Source organism: Vibrio sp. QJM3NY_26 (assembly GCF_057786005.1).
Map to the genome: position 1 here is coordinate 1,974,664 of NZ_CM173515.1, position 15,036 is coordinate 1,989,699.

Below are 15,036 nucleotides of genomic sequence, written 5' to 3' on the forward strand. Positions count from 1 at the left end.
TGCGGCTTTACGAAAAAGAGTGAAACCGTGGGAGTAAGCTGGGAATTGTAGTTGCAGATAAAGCAGAATTTGAGATAAAACGGGCTTGTAAATAAGACCTGGTGTAGATAAAAACGAACCTCGCTGAGGAATCGCCGCCTAAAAGACAGACAATACCCTAGCGAGGTCGTACGTCGATTACTTCTCTAGTTTAGCGAAGTAGTCGAAGATTACTGGTACATCGTTGTTACCCATGCCTGCATCAACAGCAGCTTGTAGGCTTGTTGCAGTACCTTGAGCGATTAGAGACTCAGTACCTAGCTCTTCACAAAGTGCAAGGAAGTAACCAAGGTCTTTGTTAGCGTTAGCAACAGAGAAACCTAGCTTCTCTTCGCCGTCTACTGCGTAGAACTTACAGAATTGCATGAACGGAGAGTTAGATGGACCTGCAGACATGATATCAAACAGTTGTTGGCCATCAACACCAGCGCGTTGAGCAACAGCGAAAGCTTGAGACATAGTCGCAACAGTTGTCATGCCCATGAAGTTGTTTACAAGCTTAGTTACGTGACCAGAACCTAGAGCGCCTAGGTGGAATACGTTTTCGCCTTGCTCTTCAAGAACAGGTTTAACTTTGTTGAAAGTTTCCATGTCGCCAGCAGCCATGATGTTCAGAAGACCATCTTTAGCGTGTGCAGGAGTACGACCTAGAGGTGCGTCGATCATGCCCGCGCCTTTTTCAGCAAGAGCTGCGCCGATTTTCTTAGTAGAAGCAGGGATAGAAGTACCGAAGTCTACTAGTACTGCGCCTTCTTTGATGCCCGCAAGAACACCGTCTTCGCCGTATACGATTTTTTCAACAACAGCTGAAGTTGTAAGACAAAACTGAACAATGTCACTTGCCGCAGCGAGTTCTTTAGCAGAAGTGAATGCAGTCGCATTACCGCGGTCTGTAACGCGAGCAACAGCTTCAGCGCTTAGATCCATTACGTTTACGTGGTAGCCGCGCTTTTGCAGGTTTTCAACCATGTTGCCGCCCATAAGACCTAGGCCAATGAAACCGATTACAGGTTTAGTCATGTTCAAACTCCAAATATAGTATTGTATGATTATATGCTCATTATAATAACTACGTCTTTCTCGTTTCGCAATAGTTTTAGGGCATTGATTTGATGGTTAGACGCAAGTTGTGACGGGGGTTCACTTTACGAGAAAATATGGGGCACGCTTTGTACTTACAGGAACTATATGCCACCTAAAAAACCGTCTATTGATGAAATAACATACGTTAAATGTCATACGATTAGTAAGAACAAGCTACGCCTTTACCTATGTATAGTTCACTACTCCCTTACTCAGCCAGTGACGAAGGTAGTTCACGGTAAAACTGACTAAACCGCCGTGACGCTAACTAAACCGTTGTAAGACTGGGCTCAGTGCTTGAGTTACTTAAGACGGTGGTTTCCACCAGGCCAATCAAGTTTTCTTTCAACCTGATCGGGTTGCCACTTATCCAACTTATCCAACTTAACTAGCTAACTAACTAACTAACTAACTAACTAACTAACTAACTAACTAACTAACTAACTAACTAACTAACTAACTAGACAAACAAAAAAACTCCGAGCTTTCACTCGGAGTTTTTAGTATCTAGCTTCTGTTACTTCAGCGGATTACAGTTCGATTGAAACCGTTTCACCGTCAACATTGAGTAGTAGCGTGTTGCCTTCAAGCTTATGAGACACTTCAACTTGCTCGCCTTTGTTCTTATTAGGAACGAGAAGCGTCAGGATGTTGTGCTCTTTCGATGGCTTGAATTCCACTTCAACGTGACGGTGGATCTCAAGATCTTTAAACTCGTATGGGTCAACTTCGCCAAAGCCTTCAACGTTCTTAACTGAAGTGATGTTATCAGCAGACTCGTTGATGAAGTTTACGTCTAGGTGCGCAACTTCGCCACGGATAGTGAAAGACTTGTCTGCCACTTCGTTTGCGAAAGTTGTGTGCATTAGCCAAGTCATGTCTTTCTCTTCAGAAAGCGTTGCCTTGTCTTGCATTACGAATACTTTACCTTGAACGAACCAGACTTTACGCTTGTAAGATTCGATTTCAGGAACGAAGTACTTGTAAGATTCCGTTGCATCACCTTCAACCATCTTCACATCAGATTCTGTGTCGAAGTCAGAGATAGTGCCGCCCGCTTCGATACAGAAGCGATCTTGGTGGTTTTCGTAGCCTGTGTTCTTGTTCTCGCCGTACTGACCTTTACCGCCAAACAGTGGAAGGTTTTTAGAGAACGTTTGACGACGCCACTTAGTGTGCATGTCTACACCGAATCCACCGTAGTAACCTGTTACTGACGCTAGCGTTTCACCAAATGCATGAAGCGTAAATGCGTTTTGGTCACCGTGAGAGTGGCTGATTGAGCCAAACGGAGAACATTTGAATACCATGTGAATATGGTTATCACGCTCAGTCATCTTATTGTGGAATGCAGCCCAACCCGTGATTGGGAATACTTTCAACAGTGGATCGTTCGATGGTGCTTTCTCTTCAGGTGCATCCCAAAGGAAGTTAAAACGAAGATCGTCGTAACCGAAGTCCCACCAACCAAAGTTGTAGAATTTAGTGTGTGCTTCAGTATCACGGCCTTTCAGTTGGTTGTAGTACCAAACGTACTCAGGCTTCTGGTTAACACCTGCGTAGTGCTTGATGTTGTAAGCCAATTTTAAACCTGGGAAATCGCCGATTGAAGACTGGTCACAGAAGCTCGCGCGCTTAGAGTGAACAGGCATACAATAAAGTGGGAAGTCACCGGTGTTTTCGTAGAATGTTTTGTTAAACATGTCTACACCACAGTATGCTTTCAACAGGTCGAATGCTTCGCCTAGGAATGCAGTTTGTGTGTTCCAGTAGTCTGGACCTTCAGCCCAACCGCCGTCTACACCGCCCCATGGTGGGTAGTGTACTGCGTAGTATTCTAGAGCGTAAGCGATGTACTCGCCTGCTTTCGGGTGATCGTGGTAAAGCGCGATACACGTTGGGATGATAGCAGAAGAAATAGAACGAACACCGTGGCTGTTTAGCGGGTTGTTCAATAGATCAACCGTCACTTTCAAGTGGTGCATGATTTCGTCTAGACGCTCAATCAAAGCATCTTGAACTTGCTGACGTTCTTCATCTGTGAAGTAGCCGTGTAGCCAGTCGTAACCCCAAGCCATTGCAGCGATGACACGGAAAGCCGCTTCGTCGTTGTAGCCACGAGAAGTCACGCCTTCTGGATCGTACGTAGACAGTTTTAGAGTCCAAGCTTTTGCTTTAGCAATGAGCGCTTCGTCTTCTTTTACAACACCAGCAATCGCTAGGTTACGTGTCGCGTTCAGTGCCATTTGGCAATCAACGTACATTTGACGCCAATAAGGACGCCATAGAGAAGCTTTACCTACAGTCTCAGCTGGGTATGCTTGAGGCTCTTCAAAAGGCGCAGTCTCAAGAAACTTAACGGTAGAGTTGTTGTAGAAGTCATCAAACATGCAGTGAGCTTCATCAGCTTTCACTTTTGCTTTGAATTCTTCTAGCTGATCAGCTTGAACAAGAAGACGCGGACGTGCTTCGCTCAAGGTGTCTAGGAATGATAAGTCGAAGTCACGAGTCTGTACTTCGATAGGGAGTAGGTCTACAAGATTACCTGCTGAAGTATCATTCTCCAGCTTCATCTTCCTGATTGCATCAAGAGATTTTTGGTCGCTCATTCTAACTCACTTATTTTCAAGTTGATTGAAAGGAATTGCGATCAATATACGTCTTATTGTAGGACAATTGAATATATTTCGATTCGATTGAACCACTTTGTACAGTTTTCGTGATTTAGGTCAGATATCTTTCACCTGACGGTTTTCCGGTTCCGCAGAATAAAAAATGCGACGCCCTTTCGAGTCGTCGCATTCTATTATAAACGTTTTCTATGTATTAGCTTTCGGTTACTGCTTTCGCTTGCTTGCCGCCGTCATCGACCGCTTTCACAAGTAGAACACCGACACCACCAACTATCACACCACATAAGATGAAGACTAGGCGTCCCCACATTGGGTTAGTCAGAAGAGCCATCAACATGATACCAACACCCGCTACCGCAATCAGTTTACCAAGCATTTGACGTTGTTTGTTATCCAACACTTTTTGCTCTGCCGATTCAGCTACTAATGGCGTATCTAAGTTGCCAAAGAACTTATCAACATCCGCTTGACGTTCTTTTGATAAAGGCTTGTAGAACATCGTAGATAGTACGAAGAAGCCACCAGTTAGCGTGATGTGAGCAATCAGACCAATCGCAACTTTAACATCAGACCATTCACGTCCTGTTAGAGTATCAAGACCAAACGCCGCTGCTACCATCTCTGCGTTGATAACAAAACCAACCACGTAAGATACGATACCACCAACAACTAGCGTACCCCAACCAGCCCAGTCCGGAGTCTTCTTGATGAAGAAACCAAGGAATGCAGGAATCGTCATAGGGAAACCGATTAACGCACCTACGTACATCATCGTATCAAACAGGCTCAAACCTTTAAGCGAGTTGATGAACTGTGCGATAAGGATAATAGCGAAGCCAAATACCGCTGAAGTAATTTTAGATACGGTTACTAACTCTTTCTCAGATGCTTGACCTTTACGAACGATTGTTTCGTAGAAGTTCTTAACGAAGATACCTGAGTTACGGTTTAGACCAGAATCCATTGAAGACATTGTCGCTGCAAACATCGCGGCAACTAATAGACCAACCATACCTGCTGGCATGTACTCTTGTACAAAGTATAGGTAAGCAAAATCACCCGCTTTTTTACCTGCATTCGGGTAAGCCGCTGATAAATCAACACCTTGGCCTGCAATGAACCAAGAAGGCATGAACCAAATAAACACACCACACAACATCAACACACAAGCAAGCAGTGCGGCTTTCTTTGCATTCTTTGAGTCTTTAGCCGCTAGGTAACGGTAAGAGTTAAGCATGTTGTTAGTAATAGAGAACTGCTTAACGAAGATGAAGAATGCCCAAATCGTAAAGATGCTTAGGTAGTTGATGTTGTTGCCCCAAAGGAACGAACCACCATCTTGTACTGGGAAGTTGTTAACAATCTCACCAACACCACCACCTTGAACAACCGCTACAACCGCGCAAGTTACCGTTACCGCCATGATGATAACCATCTGCATGAAGTCAGATGCGATTACCGCCCATGAACCACCTGTTACCGACATCGCCAAGACCACTAGGCCAGTCACCCAGATAGTCATGTTCATGTCGAAACCGAAGATACCCGAAGCGATGATTGCTAATGCGTTTAACCACACACCCGCAGATACCACTGAGTTCGGCATTGAAGACCAAGTGAATACTTGTTCGTTGGTCGCACCAAAACGCATACGAATCGCTTCAATTACCGTAACAACGCGAAGTTGACGGAATTTCGGCGCGAAGTACGCGTAGTTCATGAAGTAACCAAATGCGTTGGCTACGAAGATGACCGCTACAGCGAAACCATCGTTATACGCTTTACCTGCTGCACCGGTGAATGTCCATGCACTAAACTGGGTCATAAAGGCGGTTGCACCAACCATCCACCACAACATGTTACCGCCCCCGCGGAAGTAGTCACTAGTAGTGCTTGTAAATGTTCTAAACATCCAACCTATCGCAATCAAGAATAGGAAATAAATGCCGACAATAATCGTGTTGAGTTCCATCGTGTATCCTTTGTCCGTTATAATTTGTTACGAGGACTATAGGAAATTCGACTCTTTATTTGTAGTACAATAATCCAAATAAGTGATGGTGATCTTATTTTAATTGATTAAGTTAATTATATATATGACATAGGATGGAATATGACTAATCCATTAAGGAAATTGTTAGGGTTTTAGGTAAAAACCCAAAAGATCAAACACTTAAAATAAATTTCACCTTAAAAACAACGACTTAAAACAAAAGCGAGACTTTGCACATTTATTAACAAATACAACCAAACACATATAAACATAAAGACCTAAAAAATAATAAAAGAGAATTCGAGACCAAATCCACATCATTCATCACACAATAAACCAGTGTTTTTTATCAAAATCGAGCGGGTAATATCATTAGAATTCAATTCAAACTTATGTAGTGCTCTTATCTTTAGATCTAAATACAAATGGATGTGAAATCATCTCAATCGAATGATTATTTAGACCATTTCCTGATGAGTTAAGAGAGGGAATTTAAGATGTTGTCTCTGGGAGTGATAAAGAGAACATGCAAAAATTAGGGGTATTGAGCAACCCGAATAGTTTAAGAAAGATGGAAAGTGATTGAACCAAAACAGTGCAACACGCTTCCTAAAAACAAACAGGTTAGCTCACTAGCATGTCCGTATGTATCTATTGTTTTATAGGGTGCTCTATTATCACGCCAAAATTTTCACCCGTATGAATTAACAGAACGGCGGCCATATGATGGTGAGTTTATACCTAATAAATAAGCCAAAATAAACTGGAGCTGAGTGCATTTATATCCAGTTTAATAAAAGACCAGAATCACACTATTTTCGACACAATATGGTTAAAACAAGATCGGAGTCTAGTTAGTAGACTTCCGCTTGTGATCGCTCCCCACTTCCAAGCTTTCGTTAATTGAAGAATTATTGTCATACAATATTCTATATATCTAACCAGACATAAGGACATGTGGCATGCGCTCAATGAAAGATATCACTCAAGACGCTATCGATATCGTTAAACCCTCTATCGACAAGCTATTTGAAAGAACCAATAGAAAAGAACTGCATATTGTCGTTATGAATCCGCACCTCAAGCCTTGGGAAGCCTCTTTTGAAGACGCCATTCTTTATGAAGAGTCTTTAGGAACCCCAGATAACTGGACTATCAAGTTTGATCACCTTGCTCGTAAGAAAGCTCAGCAAGCATGGCGAGAATCGACAAGCAATCTAACACTTCATTCCCAGCACCCATCTTCATTACGTGACGAAGACTTACTGTTTTATGGTTCGTTTGTTTACGGAAACGTGGTTGTTGCCTGCAGTGGTGTACAACAATGGTATGACATGCTGATCAGTGGCTGGATAGCGGTAGCTATTGAACAGCTAGCAATGCACGAATACCAAACCGAAAAAGCTGAAAACCCTACAAAAACATATCGCTAATAATTAGAAACAGAAGGAACTTACTATGAGTAAATTATTGAAATCCATCATGCTGGCAGCCGGCATACTTGTTTCTGCAACGTCGATTGCAGCAGACTACCCGAGCAAGAACATTCGCTTAGTTGTTCCATTTGGCGCGGGCGGCGGTACAGATGCCGTTGGCCGTACTCTTGCCAATAGCGCCAAAGACATTCTGGGACAAAATATTTCAATCATGAACCGTACTGGTGGCGCTGGTGCCGTTGGTATGAGTTTTGGTGCCCAGCAGCGAGCTGACGGTTATACATTAACAGTAGTAACTCGTGAAATCGCTTCGCTTCCTCAAATGGGTTTGATGCGTCATACAGCAGACGATTTTAGACTCATTCGCTTAGTCAACTTAGACCCAGCAGTAGTATTGGTTGCAGCAGATAGCCCATACAACACCATCAATGACCTAATCAAAGAAGCAAAAGAAAACCCAGGCAGCGTAAAATTTGCTTCAACCGCTGCGCCAAACTTCTACCTCATGTCTTTAGAAAAAGACCAAGGCATCAAATTAAACGCTATCCCTTACAACGGTGCGTCTGAAGCAATTCCTGCCGTATTAGGCCACCACACAGACGTAACCATGGTGACACCGGGTGAAGCTATCGCTCAACTTCGTTCAGGCCAACTAAAAGCATTAGGTGTCATGTCAGAAGAACGTATTCAGTACATTCCTGATGTTCCTACTTTGAAAGAACAAGGTATTGATGTTGTAACAGGTACATGGCGTGGTATTGGCGCTCCAAAAGATACGCCTGATGCGGTAATTGAGAAACTAGGTGCTGCATTTGACGAAGCAATGGCAAGTGAGGAGTTCAAATCTTTCATGGCGAAAGGTGCGATGACTATTCACAATCTTGATGATAAAGCATTCACTGCATTCGTTGCAGAAGATACAAAGTCACTTACTGAATTAATTCAATAATCTCAACTCATAGGCACAACGACAAGTTGTGCCTTTTTATCAGTTTGTATCTTTCCCTTGCTTTACTTTTTAGGGGTAAATTCTATGTCTAACGCCAACTTAAATCGAAATGTCGTCTTCCCTTCCATCATTATTATCCTTAGCGCAATTGCACTCGTGTTGATTACTCAGTTTGATCGTCCTATGTATCAAGATGCCAGTGTCGATGCAAAATTTTTTCCAATGATGATTGTGATTGCTCAAATTGCTATCTGCATTGTTCTCATAGTTCAACACAAACTTAAAGGTGTATCAGAACAACAAGAAGCGATGGTAAGTAAAATGTCCATCTTCGGCGTTGCTTACCTTATCGGCTACGCATTGCTCATCAGTGTCGTTGGTTACCTTTACGCTAGCTTGGTTGCATTTATATTTTACCTTGTTTATTTCAAAGTTAAGAAGCCAATTTATTACGTTGTCGCCGTTGTTTTTGTGTTTGCGGTTTACTATTTGTTTGGCGAGGTGTTCTACATCGCGCTTCCTGAAGCAACCTGGTCATAGGAGGTCATAATGTTTGAATATCTAATCGATGGTCTCGCTACAGCTGTTAGTTTTGCAGTGCTTCCTGTCCTTGTTTTTGGTGTACTGGGTGGCGTAATTCTAGGCGCACTACCCGGCCTAACGGCGACAATGGGCGTTGCGATACTCCTTCCGTTTACCTTTGGCATGGAACCAACTTCAGCCCTTGTGATGTTAATCGGTGTGTACATTGGTGGTATTTACGGTGGTTCGATTGCCGCAATACTGCTTAAAACACCAGGGACACCAGCTTCGGCAGCAAGTGTACTCGACGGTCACACCATGGCTGTTAGAGGGCAAGCTGCCAGAGCATTAAGTATTTCTGCTGTGGCTTCATTTATTGGCGGATTATTAAGCACTATCGTTCTTATCGCAATTGCTCCCAAATTGGCGACGTTCGCACTGCGTTTTAATGCACCAGAATATTTTGCACTCGCTCTATTTGGTTTAACTATTATTGCGAGTGTTTCTTCAAACAACATTTTCAAAGGATTATTAGCTGGCACGATTGGGTTGTTGGTTTCTACCGTTGGACTCGATCCAATCAGCAGCGTACCAAGATTTACTTTCGACATTATGGATCTCTACAGCGGAATCAATGTCATCCCTGTTTTGATCGGTTTGTTCGCTCTTTCTGAAGCGTTAAACCAACTAGAAAAGCTGTTCTCCGAAAAGAAAGTCGTTGCGCCGAAGTTTGACCATAAACTATTGAGCAAAGGCGACCTTAAAGAAATGCTACCAACCGCAATAAAAAGTGGTTTGATGGGAACAACCATCGGTTCTGTACCGGGGGCTGGTGCTGATATTTCTGCATTTGTTTGTTACAACGAAGCAAAACGTTCGTCGAAAAACCCAGAAGAATTTGGTAAAGGATCAGTACGAGGTCTAGCGGCTGCTGAATCAGGCAACAACGGTGTAACGGGTGGTTCATTAGTTCCATTGTTAACACTTGGCGTTCCTGGGGATGCCGTCGCAGCGGTTCTATTAGGCGCACTCATTGTTCAAGGTTTAACACCGGGGCCTCTGCTGTTTGCCCAAAACCCTGAAGTGGTTTACGGCGTATTCAGTTCGATGTTGGTTGCTAACCTTGTGATGTTGGTGATTGGTTTACTGGGTATTCGTTTCTTCTGCCGCATCATTGAAGTACCCAAGATCATCATGATCCCAATTATTGTCTTCTTGTCGATCGTTGGTGCTTACGCGATTAACAACTCGATGTTTGATGTGGGTATTGCGATCGGTTTTGGTCTATTGGGCTTTATCTTAACTAAACTGGACATTCCGTCTTCGCCAATTCTGCTTGCGATCATTTTAGGGCCAATGGCAGAAACAAATCTGAGGAAATCGCTGCTGATGTACGATGGCAGTTGGTCTTTCCTTTATGAGCGCCCTATTGCACTCGCGTTTATCGTGCTGGCTGTATTCTCTGTTTATTCAACGTTAAAAATGAAGAAGAAACAGAAACAAAAGGAAACTGAACAATGTCCATAGTTGACTGCTTGTTCAATGGATAGCGATTAAGGCATAGCATTTAGCTTATGACCTATAACCTGTAACCTATAACGTTAAAAACCAAAGCCAGAGACCTACGTCTCTGGCTTTTTAGTACACAATAAACAATCAATTTATGTAAAAAACAGACAATAAAAAAGGCATGCACTTGGCATACCTTTTTAGATCGTTTATCAGAACGTGAAGCTGTTCATTTCTATTACGCTGTAGCCAAACGGTGGTTGGCATCTTGCAAGTGAACGGCAGAAGCAATTCTAGCCTTGTCACAATCACCGGCCATGATAGCTTCATAGATTCTGCGGTGTTCATTAATACATGTGCTTCCCTCTTCAGAAGAATGCACGATGAAGTTAACAAACATCGTAGTCAGAATATTACCGAACGGTAGATAGAAGTCGTTACCTGTCGCATTGAAGATCAAGCTATGGAAACGAGTATCAATGTCAGTCCAACGTTCTTGGTCAAACACTTCAGCTTCATCCACCTCTACCATTTTTTGGAAGATCTCTGAAAGCTCGATACGTTGTTCAGCCGTCGCAAATTTTGCCGCCAATGCACACGCTTCAGGTTCAATCGCACGACGAAGGCCTAAGAACTGTGAACAGAATTGGTCTACGTCGGTTAGGCCGTCCATCCATTCAATCAGTTGAGGATCAAGGAAGTTCCAGTATGCGCGGTCTACTACACGAGTACCGATTTTCGGGCGGGACTCTAATAAACCTTTAGAGGTTAATAATTTAACTGCTTCGCGAAGTGCCGTTCGGCTGATACCAAACTGTTCACACAACGCCATTTCACCAGGAATAATAGAACCTTGTGGCAGTTCGCCAGACAAGATTCCACGAGCGATTTCACGAGCTACTTGCACGTGCAGGCTGCGCTTCGAGCCCGAAATTGAATTAAAAGTGGTAACCATAAGTTCACTTATTTTATATGTTATGTTTATGTATTATTTAAGGATCACTATAACAGTATTTCAACCTACAGCCAATTGAGTAAAATCAAAACGAATCTCAGCCTACTAATTCATTCGCTTTATCAGACACTTAGAAATTATCTAATTCTACTTTGCTAGAAACATTATGTTACACCATTCATAAATCCGTCATCAAAAAGCATCGGTTCTGTCATCCTCGATTCCTATACTTCCTTCCAACAAATCACTCTATTGGACTGACATAATGAAACCGACAAAAACAAATCTCACGCTTAAAAGCGCGATTACTGCTGCGCTGATTTTTTCTGGTTCTGCATTAGCGATGGATACGCGATACGAAGACCGCTCTGGTAACTTGGTCGCCGATGTACCCCAAGATGAATCACAATGGGTGGATCCAAACACGCTAATTTTTGCTTACACGCCAGTTGAAGATCCAGCAGTATACGCTGATGTGTGGAGCGAGTTTTTGAGCCACCTTGAAAAAACAACGGAAAAAACGGTTCGTTTCTTCCCTGTTCAAAATAACGCAGCTCAAATTGAAGCAATGCGTTCAGGTCGTCTACATATCGCAGGTTTCAACACAGGTTCAACGCCACTTGCAGTTAACTGTGCTGGCTTTGCTCCATTCACCATGATGGCGGCTGAAGATGGCTCTTTCGGTTACGAAATGGAAATCATCACGCACCCAGGTTCAGGCATCGAAAAGGTTGAAGACCTAAAAGGCAAAAACCTAGCATTCACATCGCAAACGTCAAACTCTGGTTTCAAAGCCCCTTCTGCGATTCTGGATGCTGAATACCAGCTTCAACCTGAGCGTGATTTCAAACCTGCTTTCTCTGGCGCGCACGACAACTCCATTTTGGGTGTGGCACACAAAGATTACGACGCAGCAGCCGTCGCTAACTCAGTATTGAACCGTATGCTTTCACGTGAAGTGGTGAAAGAAGGTCAAATCAAGAGCATCTACAAGTCACAAACCTTCCCAACAACGGCTTACGGCACAGCGCACAACCTAACACCAGAGCTTCAAGAGAAGATTCAAAAAGCGTTCTTCACTTTCGACTGGGAAGGCACGAAGCTTCAAGAAGAATTTGAGCGTAACGGTGAAGCGAAGTTTGTTCCGATCACATACCAAGAGCATTGGGAAGTGATCCGCACTATCGATACAGCTAATAAAGTGTCTTACACGTGTAGCTAAGTTCAACCGAACTAAAAGCCAATCACACATTGATAAAACTAACTGCAGGCTTATGCGCCTGCAGTTACTCACCACTCTCAGCGGTTTGCTTCCGATTTCTGCCTCAGGCGAACTGTTAGTACACCGTCCTTATAGGAATTCTATGTCTACTCTTACCCTTAAAGGGCTTACCAAGCACTACTCCAGTTCTGATAAAGCCCTGACCAACGTTAGCTTGTCGGTGAATGCCGGCGAGGTCGTTGGATTGATAGGCCCATCTGGTGCGGGTAAATCAACGCTGATTCGCTGTATTAACCGACTAACCGAGCCCACCAGCGGCGAAGTTATCTTCTCCAACACCAACCTTGAGACATTGTCTAAGCGACAACTAAGACATTCACGACGTGAAATTGGGATGATTTTCCAAGAGTACGCATTGATTGAGCGCTTAACGGTCATGGAGAATGTGCTTTCAGGGCGTTTAGGTTACGTAAACTTCTGGCAAAGCTTTACTCGTCGTTTCCCAGAATCGGATATCCAAGCCGCTTATGCGCTACTCGACCGCGTTGGGTTATTAGAGCACGCCAATAAAAGAGCCGATGCCCTATCAGGTGGACAGCGCCAACGTGTAGGTATTGCTCGCGCACTCGCTCAAAAACCGAAATTACTGTTGATTGATGAACCAACGGCCGCGCTGGACCCACGTACAGCACGCCAGATCATGCGATTGATTAGCGAGATTTGTTCAGAACAACAACTCCCAGCCATCATCAATATTCACGATGTTCAGTTAGCCAAACAGTTTGTGGATCGCGTTGTCGGCCTAAATGCTGGCTGTGTGGTATTTGATGACAAACCAACCTTGCTCACCGAAGACGTACTCACACAGATCTACGGTGAAGAAGATTGGAGCCAGCAAGCAGAAGAAGAGGAAGATGAACTCATCATCATGAACCCTCGCTTGTCTGAGGCAACAATATGACTCAGCCATATCCAAACCAAGCTCAGCATCATTCAAAGCTAGCTCAACAACACCCTAAGTTAGATCAGAAATACCCGACACAGTGGACGAAGCCGCCACTGATATCCAACTCATGGTTGCGTTGGAGTTTGATCATCATCGTCGCGGTGTACTTATACCTTGCGACTCAATCGGTACACGTAAACTGGGCTCGAATCTACGAAGGCAGCGAGCGCGGCTGGCAGTTCATTTTAGCTTTCATGAACCCAGATTTTGGTGGCCGTTGGAACAACATCTCACAAGGTTTGATTGAGAGCTTAACCATGACGCTCACATCAACCGTGGCAGGCGTCATTCTCTCGATCCCATTCGGATTAGGCGCAGCCAAAAACCTCGCCCCGACTCCTGTTTATCTATTCTGTCGTGCGTTTATTTCAATCGCTCGTAGCTTACAGGAGATCATCGTTGCGATTCTGTGTGTGGCTCTGTTTGGCTTTGGTACGTTTGCGGGGTTTGTCACGCTGACATTTGCAACCATCGGCTTTCTCGCGAAACTGTTTGCCGATGAGATTGAAGCCATTGACCCTGCACCACTCACCGCAATGCGCGCAACTGGCGCAAGTTGGTTGCAACAAGTGAACTATGCGATTCAAGCGCAGGTGATGCCACGCTTTATCGGGCTTTCGATGTACCGACTCGACATCAACTTTCGTGAATCTGCTGTAATCGGTATTGTTGGCGCAGGGGGTATCGGCGCAACATTGAACACCGCCATGGACCGCTACGAATACAGCGCAGCGGCCGCTATTCTATTGATTATTATCGTGATCGTGATGTTGTGTGAATATCTATCGACCATCATTCGCAAGCATGTGCAGTAAGGAACGACTAAATGAGCACGCTAAATGACACACCTTCAAGCGCCATGAATCGTACCCAATGGCAACGTTATGACAGCAAACAGAGCCTAATGCTATGGCTAGGCTGGCTTTGCTTTGTTGCCCTGACGGTTTTTGCATGGCAAGTCATGAACAAGGACACGATTTGGTACTTTGTGAGTGATTCGCCCAACCAACTTGCTGATATATCGTCACGTATGTGGCCACCAAGATGGAGTTATTTAGAGTCACTTTGGAACCCTTTGTGGGACACAATCAACATCGCAACACTTGGCACACTGTTAGGTATCGTACTGGCATTTCCAGTTGCGTTCTTAGCCGCCCGCAACACAACGCCAAGCACAACGTTTATTAGGCCTATCGCACTGTTCATCATTGCGGCAAGCCGTTCGATCAACTCGCTAATTTGGGCACTCTTGTTAGTGGCAATCATTGGTCCAGGGTTATTGGCCGGTATTATCGCAATAGCGCTGCGCTCGATTGGCTTCGTAGCTAAGTTGATGTACGAAGCGATTGAAGAAGTGAACGTCACGCAGATGTCAGCGATTGAATCGACGGGGGCGTCTCCACTGCAAGTGTTGAACTACGGCATTCTTCCGCAAGTAATGCCAAGTTTCATCGGCACGAGCTTGTTCCGTTGGGACATCAATATTCGAGAGTCTACCGTCTTAGGTTTGGTGGGCGCTGGCGGTATCGGCTTAAAATTGCAAGAGTCGATGGCGATGCTGGCATGGCCTCAAGTAACGGTGATTTTCTTTGCGATTTTAGTGACAGTCGTCTTCTCTGAATGGTTAGCAGCCAAAGCAAGAAAAGCCTTTATCTAATCAATACATCATGGATGTCTATCAAAGCCTAC

General features: G+C 44.1%; 12 protein-coding genes. 8 read left to right on the top strand and 4 right to left on the bottom strand.

Going from position 1 to position 15,036, the window contains the following annotated elements; all coding sequences use genetic code 11:
* Positions 1–177 precede the first annotated feature (177 nt).
* From AC3CH4_RS08865 to AC3CH4_RS08875, 3 genes are all read right to left on the bottom strand, one after another.
* Positions 178–1,059 (bottom strand): NAD(P)-dependent oxidoreductase, encoded by an 882-nt coding sequence (locus tag AC3CH4_RS08865; RefSeq protein ID WP_004733521.1) that lies wholly within the window; start codon positions 1,057–1,059, stop codon positions 178–180.
* 593 nt (positions 1,060–1,652) lie between these two features.
* Complete coding sequence (locus AC3CH4_RS08870; RefSeq protein WP_488524411.1) at positions 1,653–3,731, bottom strand: DUF4962 domain-containing protein; 2,079 nt, start codon at positions 3,729–3,731, stop codon at positions 1,653–1,655.
* Between the two features lie 217 nt (positions 3,732–3,948).
* Positions 3,949–5,727: a sodium:solute symporter family transporter gene (locus AC3CH4_RS08875; protein WP_017092953.1), complete on the bottom strand. Its 1,779-nt coding sequence runs from the start codon at positions 5,725–5,727 to the stop codon at positions 3,949–3,951.
* Positions 5,728–6,710: 983 nt separating this feature from the next.
* On the opposite strand from AC3CH4_RS08875, the gene AC3CH4_RS08880 reads away from it, so the two are divergent.
* From AC3CH4_RS08880 to AC3CH4_RS08895, 4 genes are all read left to right on the top strand, one after another.
* Entirely contained in the window at positions 6,711–7,181 is a 471-nt protein-coding gene (locus AC3CH4_RS08880; protein WP_017080997.1) for a hypothetical protein, read from the top strand.
* Positions 7,182–7,206: 25 nt separating this feature from the next.
* Complete coding sequence (locus AC3CH4_RS08885) at positions 7,207–8,133, top strand: tripartite tricarboxylate transporter substrate binding protein (protein ID WP_017076742.1); 927 nt, start codon at positions 7,207–7,209, stop codon at positions 8,131–8,133.
* An 84-nt stretch (positions 8,134–8,217) separates the two neighbouring features.
* Positions 8,218–8,673 carry a tripartite tricarboxylate transporter TctB family protein gene (locus tag AC3CH4_RS08890; RefSeq protein WP_474356388.1) on the top strand — a complete coding sequence of 152 codons (456 nt, stop codon included), beginning with the start codon at positions 8,218–8,220 and terminating at the stop codon, positions 8,671–8,673.
* A gap of 9 nt (positions 8,674–8,682) precedes the next feature.
* Positions 8,683–10,182: a tripartite tricarboxylate transporter permease gene (locus tag AC3CH4_RS08895; protein WP_017077174.1), complete on the top strand. Its 1,500-nt coding sequence runs from the start codon at positions 8,683–8,685 to the stop codon at positions 10,180–10,182.
* 220 nt (positions 10,183–10,402) lie between these two features.
* On the opposite strand, the gene AC3CH4_RS08900 is transcribed toward AC3CH4_RS08895, so the two are convergent.
* Positions 10,403–11,119: a FadR/GntR family transcriptional regulator gene (locus tag AC3CH4_RS08900; protein ID WP_017110878.1), complete on the bottom strand. Its 717-nt coding sequence runs from the start codon at positions 11,117–11,119 to the stop codon at positions 10,403–10,405.
* 265 nt (positions 11,120–11,384) lie between these two features.
* Here AC3CH4_RS08900 and phnD point away from each other — a divergent pair, with 265 nt between their 5' ends.
* The 4 genes from phnD to phnE (AC3CH4_RS08920) all read left to right on the top strand — a co-directional run bounded on the left by phnD (position 11,385) and on the right by phnE (AC3CH4_RS08920) (position 15,004).
* Positions 11,385–12,341, top strand: coding sequence for a phosphate/phosphite/phosphonate ABC transporter substrate-binding protein (phnD, locus tag AC3CH4_RS08905; RefSeq protein WP_061021537.1), 957 nt, complete (start codon positions 11,385–11,387; stop codon positions 12,339–12,341).
* A gap of 142 nt (positions 12,342–12,483) precedes the next feature.
* The gene (phnC, locus tag AC3CH4_RS08910) at positions 12,484–13,302 is read left to right on the top strand and encodes a phosphonate ABC transporter ATP-binding protein (RefSeq protein ID WP_102311293.1); all 819 of its coding nucleotides are present in this window, start codon (positions 12,484–12,486) and stop codon (positions 13,300–13,302) included.
* Positions 13,299–14,162 (top strand): phosphonate ABC transporter, permease protein PhnE, encoded by an 864-nt coding sequence (gene phnE, locus AC3CH4_RS08915; protein ID WP_488542839.1) that lies wholly within the window; start codon positions 13,299–13,301, stop codon positions 14,160–14,162. Before phnC ends, phnE (AC3CH4_RS08915) begins: the two co-directional genes overlap by 4 nt.
* A gap of 11 nt (positions 14,163–14,173) precedes the next feature.
* Positions 14,174–15,004, top strand: coding sequence for a phosphonate ABC transporter, permease protein PhnE (gene phnE, locus AC3CH4_RS08920; RefSeq protein ID WP_488542840.1), 831 nt, complete (start codon positions 14,174–14,176; stop codon positions 15,002–15,004).
* The last annotated feature ends 32 nt before the right edge of the window (positions 15,005–15,036 follow it).